This window comes from Streptomyces sp. DvalAA-14, from assembly GCF_900091855.1.
Classification (GTDB): Bacteria; Actinomycetota; Actinomycetes; order Streptomycetales; family Streptomycetaceae; genus Actinacidiphila.
This window is the reverse complement of the sequence record NZ_FMCH01000355.1, coordinates 1-7,460: the sequence shown is the minus strand read 5'-3', so window position 1 is coordinate 7,460 and position 7,460 is coordinate 1. Positions and strand designations below refer to the sequence as shown.

7 protein-coding genes and 2 pseudogenes are annotated in these 7,460 nt (G+C 71.1%); 5 read left to right on the top strand and 4 right to left on the bottom strand.

The genetic code is table 11. The features are described 5' to 3' along the window. Window positions 1-367, bottom strand: a pseudogene (locus GA0115240_RS18240) (RNA polymerase); the annotation flags it as partial. Window positions 368-603: 236 nt separating this feature from the next. Then, window positions 604-1,089, bottom strand: a pseudogene (locus GA0115240_RS18235) (MarR family winged helix-turn-helix transcriptional regulator); the annotation flags it as partial. A 259-nt stretch (window positions 1,090-1,348) separates the two neighbouring features. Between GA0115240_RS18235 and ilvA the strand changes: the two are divergent. From ilvA to GA0115240_RS18220, 3 genes are all read left to right on the top strand, one after another. Further along, a complete protein-coding gene (gene ilvA / locus GA0115240_RS18230; RefSeq protein WP_093737737.1) occupies window positions 1,349-2,569 on the top strand; it encodes a threonine ammonia-lyase in 1,221 nt (406 codons plus the stop codon). Window positions 2,570-2,838: 269 nt separating this feature from the next. Beyond that, the gene (locus GA0115240_RS18225; RefSeq protein WP_093737736.1) at window positions 2,839-3,948 is read left to right on the top strand and encodes an ATP-binding cassette domain-containing protein; all 1,110 of its coding nucleotides are present in this window, start codon (window positions 2,839-2,841) and stop codon (window positions 3,946-3,948) included. Further along, the gene (locus tag GA0115240_RS18220; RefSeq protein ID WP_093737735.1) at window positions 3,945-4,799 is read left to right on the top strand and encodes an ABC transporter permease; all 855 of its coding nucleotides are present in this window, start codon (window positions 3,945-3,947) and stop codon (window positions 4,797-4,799) included. The genes GA0115240_RS18225 and GA0115240_RS18220 overlap by 4 nt, the downstream gene beginning before the upstream one ends. A gap of 150 nt (window positions 4,800-4,949) precedes the next feature. Here the strand turns inward: GA0115240_RS18220 and greA are convergent, their stop codons facing one another. Continuing rightward, entirely contained in the window at window positions 4,950-5,447 is a 498-nt protein-coding gene (greA, locus tag GA0115240_RS18215; RefSeq protein WP_093737734.1) for a transcription elongation factor GreA, read from the bottom strand. Window positions 5,448-5,615: 168 nt separating this feature from the next. Then, the gene (locus tag GA0115240_RS18210) at window positions 5,616-6,074 is read right to left on the bottom strand and encodes a DUF4307 domain-containing protein (RefSeq protein ID WP_093737733.1); all 459 of its coding nucleotides are present in this window, start codon (window positions 6,072-6,074) and stop codon (window positions 5,616-5,618) included. 127 nt (window positions 6,075-6,201) lie between these two features. Between GA0115240_RS18210 and mca the strand changes: the two genes are divergently transcribed. After that, window positions 6,202-7,074 carry a mycothiol conjugate amidase Mca gene (mca, locus tag GA0115240_RS18205; protein WP_093737732.1) on the top strand — a complete coding sequence of 291 codons (873 nt, stop codon included), beginning with the start codon at window positions 6,202-6,204 and terminating at the stop codon, window positions 7,072-7,074. A gap of 14 nt (window positions 7,075-7,088) precedes the next feature. Next, window positions 7,089-7,460, top strand: a 372-nt coding sequence (locus GA0115240_RS38290; RefSeq protein ID WP_202451506.1) for a hypothetical protein, incomplete at its 3' end; no start/stop codon positions are given.

The following is a 7,460-nucleotide window of genomic DNA, read 5'->3' as shown; positions in this document are numbered from 1 at the left end:
TCGGCGGGAAGGCCCAGTTGGGCCGCCGTCTGCTCCTCCGCGACGCCTTCGAAGAACCGCAGCGTCACCACGAGGCGTTCCTGGGCGGAGAGCCGGTCCAGGGGCCGCCCCCCGGTCGCCGCCACCAGGGGCGGTAGGCGAACCGCCGCACCAGTTCGCTTCTGGCCTGCTCGTACGGATCGTCCGCGCGCATCCGGATCCAGTCGGCGTAGACCCGGGCCAAGGTGGCGGTGAGCAGCCGGTCCGCGGACCGGAGGTCGCCGGTGAGCAGGACGGCCGCGTGCAGCAGGCGTCCGCCCGCGCCCGCCGTGAACGCCGCGAATTCGGCGTCCCGGCGGAGTTCCGCTGTCGCCCGGCGCTTCCCCACGCGGCCATGGGACGGCAACCGGGCGTGCCGGGTCAAGCCCCCTGCGCGTCCCCCTGCGACCCGCTGTCCCCGCCCGCGCCGAACACCCCGCCCGCCCCGGCCGCGGGCCCGCTCGGGCCCTCCAGGGCGGTCTCCGCGCCGGGCCCGGCTGCGGCAGAGGCGGCGGTCTCGGCGGCGGTCTCGGTGACGGACCCGGCAGTGGGCTCGGCGGCGGGCTCGGCCGGAACCGGCTCGGCGGGCTGCCCCTCCCGCTGGCCCAGCCCCGCGTGCCATTCGGACAGCGAGGTGTTGAACCGCACGAGCAGATCGGTGAACAGCTCCCGCTCCTGGCCCGTCCACTCGGCGGTGACCTCGGCCATCAGCGCCCGGCGCGAGTCGCGCACCTCGTCGAGCCGGCCCCGGCCGCGCGGGGACAGCGCAAGGACCACCGCGCGGCCGTCCTCCGGGTGGGAGGTGCGTTTCACCAGGCCGCTGTCCACCAGCGGGGCGACCTGCCGGGTCACGGTGGAGGAGTCGATCCCCATCGCCTCGGCGAGCGCCTTGACGCCCATCGGACCTTCCCGGTCGAGCCGGTTGAGCAGGAGATAGGCAGCGCGGTCCATCGAATTGCGGGCCTTGCCGACGCCGCCGAGCCGGGTTTGTTCGGCGCGGCGGGCGAAGAGGGCCACCTGGTGCTGGAGCCGCTCGAGGAGTTCGGCCGAGGTCTCCGGAGGGTTGGACATGACCTGGAAGCTCGCGTTCTGTCGGTCCTGTTAAGGGGGGCGGGCGGCGGGAAGTTGGCAGAAGAGTACGCGGACCGGGCAGCCGCGGGGCCGTTCCCGCCAAACCGCAATCTGACCGTCCGACCGCTTTCGGCCCGGATGTCAAGACCGCCTCGACCCGGCCGGCCCGGCGCGCGGTGCCGGGCAGTGGCACGCGTTCCGCGTACGCGCTGGTGAGGGGCCTGCGGCCGTGCGGTGGCGGAACTGGGAGACTGGGGACATGGAATACAGGCCGTCCCGGACGATCACGCTCGACGATGTGCGCGGGGCCCACAAAATGCTGTCCGGGGTCGCCCGGGTCACTACGATGGAGGGCTCTCGTCATCTGTCGTCGCTGGTGGGGGCACCTGTGCACCTCAAGTGCGAGAACCTTCAGCGCACCGGCTCGTTCAAGATCCGCGGTGCCTACGTCCGGATCGCCGGTCTGAGTCCCGAGGAACGCGCGGCCGGCGTGGTCGCGGCCAGCGCGGGCAACCACGCCCAGGGCGTGGCACTGGCCGCCTCGCTGCTGGGGGTCCGCTCGACCGTGTTCATGCCGATGGGCGCGCCGCTGCCGAAGGTCGCCGCCACCTTGGAGTACGGCGCCGACGTGCGGCACCACGGCGCGGTGGTGGACGAGACGCTGCGGGCCGCCATCGAGTACGCCGAGCAGACCGGCGCGGTCTTCATCCATCCCTTCGACCACCCGGACATCATCGCCGGGCAGGGCACGGTGGGCCTGGAGATCCTGGAGCAGTGCCCGGAGGTGCGCACCATCCTGGTGGGCATCGGCGGCGGCGGGCTGGCCGCCGGGGTGGCCGTCGCGGTGAAGGCGCTGCGGCCCGATGTGCGGATCGTCGGGGTGCAGGCGGCGGGGGCGGCGGCCTACCCGCCCTCGCTGGCGGCCGGCCGGCCGGTGGCGCTGGCCGCGGTGGCCACCATGGCCGACGGGATCATGGTCGGCCGGCCCGGCGACATCCCGTTCGCGATCATCCGCGACCTGGTGGACGAGGTGGTGACCGTTTCGGAGGATCAGCTCTCGTCGGCGCTGCTGCTGTGCCTGGAGCGGGGCAAGCTGGTGGTGGAACCGGCCGGGGCCAGCCCCGTCGCGGCGCTGCTGGCCGCCCCGGACGCGTACGAGGGACCGGTGGTGGCGGTGCTGTCCGGCGGGAACGTCGACCCGCTGCTGATGCAGCGCACCTTGCGGCACGGCATGTCGGCGGCCGGCCGCTATCTGTCCCTGCGGCTGCGGCTCACCGACCGGCCGGGGGCGCTGGCGACCCTGCTCGGCGTGCTGTCCGTGGTGGACGCCAACGTGCTCGACGTCAGCCATGTGCGGACCGATCCGCGGCTCGGGCTCACCGAGGCGGAGGTCGAACTGCACCTGGAGACGAAGGGTCCCGAGCACTGCGTGGCGGTCGGCGCGGCCTTGCAGAAGGCCGGCTACACGGTGATCGCCTGACCGGCCGCCCCGGGGCCGTCCGTGCGGCCGGTCGGCTGTCGCGCACATGTTCGCCCGACCCGATCCGGGGGATCCGCCGAAAAGCGCTTGACGCGATATATCGCGTCTGACATCCTCGCGTCGTATCGCGTGCCGCGGGGGCTGTCCAGACGGCGGCACGCCGCGGGCCCGATGGCGGCCGGCCGATGAGTTCCGGCCGCGCCACCGGTCCACCCCACGGGCCGCGAGCCGGCGGCCGCAATCCACAGCAGACGGACGGGAGCACAGACATGGCGGGCGCCATCTACGCCGAGGGTCTTGTGAAGACCTTCGGCGATGTCAGGGCACTGGGGGGAGTGGATCTCGACGTACCGGAAGGCACCGTTCTCGGCCTGCTCGGTCCGAACGGCGCGGGGAAGACCACTGCCGTCCGCGTCCTGACCACCTTGCTCCGCCCCGACAGCGGCAAAGCCGTCGTCGCGGGCATCGACGTACTCAAACACCCGAACGAGGTACGCCGCCACATCGGCCTGTCGGGCCAGTTCGCGGCGGTGGACGAATATCTGACCGGCCGGGAGAACCTCCGGATGGTCGCCCAGCTCTACCAGTTGAACGCCAAGGCGGCCAAGGCCAGGAGCAGCGAGCTGCTGGAGCGGTTCAACCTCGCCGACGCGGCCGACCGGGTCACCAAGACGTACTCCGGCGGTATGCGCCGCCGGCTCGACCTGGCCGCCGCGCTGGTGGTCAGCCCGCCGGTGATGTTCATGGACGAGCCCACCACCGGACTCGACCCGCGCAACCGCCAGCAGTTGTGGGAAGTCATCCAGGAACTGGTCGCGGGCGGCACCACCCTGCTGCTGACCACCCAGTACCTGGAGGAGGCCGACCACCTCGCGCACGACATCTGCGTCATCGACCACGGCCTGGTCATCGCGCGCGGCACCTCCGACCAGCTCAAGGCGCAGACCGGCGGCGAGCGCGTCGAGGTCGTCGTGCACGAGCGGGACCGCATCGAGGAGGCCGCCGGAGTGCTGGCCCGGTACGGCAAGGGCGAGGCGAAGATCGAGCAGCACACCCGCAAGATCACCGTCCCGGTCACCGGCGGCGCCAAACTGCTCGCGGAGGTGATCCGCGACCTGGACGCCGACGGCATCGAGATCGACGACATCGGTCTGCGCCGCCCCACCCTCGACGACGTGTTCATCTCGCTGACCGGCCACGCCGCCGAGGCCGCGGAGAGCGCCGACGACGACACGGACGGCGGCGCGGCCGAGGACGCGAAGGACACCAAGGGCGGCAGGAGCGGGAAGGCCGGCCGGACCGGCCGGGCCGGGAAGACCGGAACAACCGGTGAAGCCGGCGAGGACGTCGAGCCGGAGATACAGGAGGCAGCCAAGTGAGCGCCGTGACCGACCACCCGCGGGGCACCCTCGCACCGACCCCGCGCGGCGGACTCGTCGGCTCCGCACACGACTCGCTGGTCGTCGCCAGGCGCAATCTGCTGCGGATGCTGCGCATCCCCGAGGTCATCATCTTCGGCCTGTTCCAGCCGATCATGTTCGTGGTGCTGTTCAGCTATGTCTTCGGCGGCTCCGTCAACGTGGCCGGCAGCCTCAACGCGCTGGGCTACCGCAACTTCCTGATGGCCGGCATCTTCGCCCAGACCGTCACCTTCGCCACCGCCGGCGCCGGGGCGGGCATCGCCGACGACATGCACAAGGGCCTCATCGACCGCTTCCGCTCACTGCCGATGTCCCGGGGCGCGGTGCTCACCGGCCGCACCCTGGCCGACCTGGTGCAGACCCTGCTGACCGTGATCGTGCTGGCGATCGTCGGGGTGATCGTCGGCTGGCGGATCCACAACGGCGTGCCGAAGATGCTCGGCGCCTTCGCGCTGCTGCTCCTGCTGGGCTACTCGTTCTCCTGGATCGGCGCGCTGATCGGCCTGTCGGTGCGCAGCCCGGAGGCGGCCACCTCCGGCGGCCTGGTCTGGCTCTTCCCGGTCACCTTCGTGTCCAACGCGTTCGTGAGCCCGCTCGGGATGACGCCCTGGCTGCGGCATGTCGCCGAATGGAATCCGTTCAGCGCCACCGTCCAGGCCGGGCGGGTGCTGTTCGGCAACCCGGGAGTCGTCCATTCCGGCGCCTGGCCGATGGAACACCCCGTATGGGCGTCGCTGCTGTGGTCGGTGGTGATCATCGCCGTCTTCCGCACCCTGGCGGTCCGCAAGTACCGCTCGGCCACGGCCTGACCGCGTCGACACCCTCCTGCCGGGCGCCCGATCGAGCGGCGCCGCAGCGAAGCCCCGGCTGCCGGACCATCTCCGGCAGCCGGGGCTTCGCGCTGGGTCGGCCAGCTGTTGGGGCCGGTCCCGGGTCCGCACCCGGTACCGGCCCAGCGATCAGCCCTGGTACGGCTTCACATCGAGGATCTTCACGGACGCTGTCTTGCCGTTCGGCAGCTCGTACGTCGCGTCCTCACCGGTGCGCTTGCCGGTCACCCCGGTGCCCAGCGGTGACTGCGGCGAATACGTCTCCAGGTCGTCGGCCACGCCCTCACGCGATCCCAGCAGGAAGGTCATCGTGTCGTCGGGATCCCCGTCGAACGCGATGGTGACCACCATGCCGGGCGCGACCACGCCGTCGTCGGCCGGAGCCTCGCCCACCTTGGCGGACTCCAGGATCTGGTTGAGCTGGCGGATGCGCAGCTCCAGCTTGCCCTGGTCCTCGCGCGCCGCGTGGTAGCCGGCGTTCTCCTTGAGATCGCCTTCCTGGCGGGCTTCCTCGATCTTGGCGACGATCTCGGCGCGCGCCGGACCAGACAGATGCGCCAGCTCGGCCTTGAGCTGGTCGTACGCCGCCTGGGTCAGCCAGGTGACGTTGTCGCTGGTCTGGGTCACAGGTGCTCCTCGTCGGTACTGTTCAAGCCGTGTGCTTTCCCGCGCGCCGGTACGGGCGCGTGCCCGGTGAACAATTGCATTGCCACCGGCTGCCGGGACGAAACCACGAGCCTAACAATTACCGGGCGTGGACGGGAGCGACCGACGCGTACTCGGGTCGGCGCGTACTCAATTGCCCGACGCGGTCCCGCAGCTCACCAGCTCGCCCGTCTCGCCGCGGGTGGTCGTACGCACCGTCACGATGGTGTCGACCTCTTTGGTGTGCTGGGCGATGCGCACGTCCTTGCGGCCGACCTCGTTGTGGTCCGCGTCCTGCGAGCGCAGCGTGCACTCGGCCACCGCATTCGTGCCTTTGTGGACCTCCAGATGGATCTCCACGGCCTGGTCGGACACCACTTTGAAGGCGACCACCTGGGCGCTGACCTTGTCTCCCGCCACGGAGTGCCAGCCGTACCAGCCGAGCGCGATCGCGGCCAGCACGCCCAGTACGATGGCGGTGACCTTCAAATGGCGGTCGGTGCGGGCGTCGGCGCCGGAGCCGGTCCGGTACGGGCGGTTCGCGGGACCGTAGCGGCCCTCGGGCGGAGGGCTCGACGGGGAGTCCGGCTGGCCTGAAACGGCCGTCATATCGTTCCTCCCGTTTGGGGACCACGGAATTATTCGCCCCCTCGCTCGGTCACTATAGAAGGCGCCTCCTCTGCCGGTATGAGGGGGCTGGGAGACCGGAGAACCTGATCCTGATGAGGACACAGCCTTGACTGAGCAGTTGCGACTGATGGCCGTGCACGCCCACCCCGACGACGAGTCGAGCAAGGGTGCGGCGACCATGGCCAAGTACGTGTCCGAAGGGGTCGACGTACTCGTGGCCACCTGCACCGGCGGTGAACGCGGTTCGGTGCTCAATCCGAAGCTCCAGGGCGACCCCTACATCGAGGAGCACATCCACGAGGTACGGGCCAAGGAGATGGAGGAGGCCCGGCAGATCCTCGGCGTCAAGCAGTCATGGCTCGGCTTCGTCGACTCCGGCCTGCCCGAGGGCGACCCGCTGCCGCCGCTGCCCGAGGGCTGCTTCGCCCTCCAGGACGTGGACGTGGCCGCCGGGGCGCTGGTGAAGCTGATCCGCACCTTCAAGCCGCAGGTGATCACCACCTACGACGAGAACGGCGGCTATCCGCACCCGGACCACATCATGACCCACAAGATCACGACGGTGGCGTTCGAGGCGGCCGGCGACCCCGAGCGCTACCCCGAGGCCGGGGAGCCCTGGACGCCGTCCAAGCTCTACTACAACCAGGGCTTCAACCGGGCCCGTACCGTCGCCATCCACGAGGCGCTGCTGGCCCGCGGCCTGGAGTCCCCGTACGAGGAGTGGCTCAAGCGGTGGGAGGAGTTCGACCGCCCCGAGCGGAACATCTCCACCCACGTCCCGTGCGGTGAGTTCTTCGAGATCCGGGACAAGGCGCTGCTCGCCCACGCCACCCAGATCGACCCGGACGGCGGCTGGTTCCACGTGCCGATGGACCTGCAGCGGGAGATCTGGCCCACCGAGGACTACGAGTTGGCCACGTCCCGGGTGGACGTCTCCCTCCCGGAGGACGACCTCTTTGCGGGCGTCCGGGAGGACTAGGCGACAATGGGGGCGTGAACCAGACCCACGCCCTTCATCAGCTCGTGCCGCTCGCCGCCGAGCTGGACGAGAACAAGGTGACGCCGGGGCTCCTCGGATTCGTTGTCTTCGCTGTTATCGCCCTCGGACTGTGGGCGCTCATGAAGAACATGGGCAAGCAGATGAAGAAGATCGACTTCGAGGAGGAGCCGGAGGTACCGCCTGCGGCGGGCCGTCCCGAGTCCGAGGTGCCGCACCAGGCCGCGGCGGCGCGGGCCGGCGCGGCCCCGAAGTCGGCCCCGAAGACCCCGGGGGCTGACGCCACCGCCGGCGCCGACCCCACGGACGGACGCCCGCCTGCGGCGGGCCTGCGCGGGCGGCGCGGCCCTGAGCCACGGCCTGTCGCC

Coding starts and splice junctions, on each gene's coding strand:
- ilvA (WP_093737737.1), top strand. CDS start 1,349: ATGGAATACAGGCCGTCCCGGACGATCACGCTCGACGATGTGCGCGGG.
- GA0115240_RS18225 (WP_093737736.1), top strand. CDS start 2,839: ATGGCGGGCGCCATCTACGCCGAGGGTCTTGTGAAGACCTTCGGCGAT.
- GA0115240_RS18210 (WP_093737733.1), bottom strand. CDS start 6,074: ATGACGGCCGTTTCAGGCCAGCCGGACTCCCCGTCGAGCCCTCCGCCC.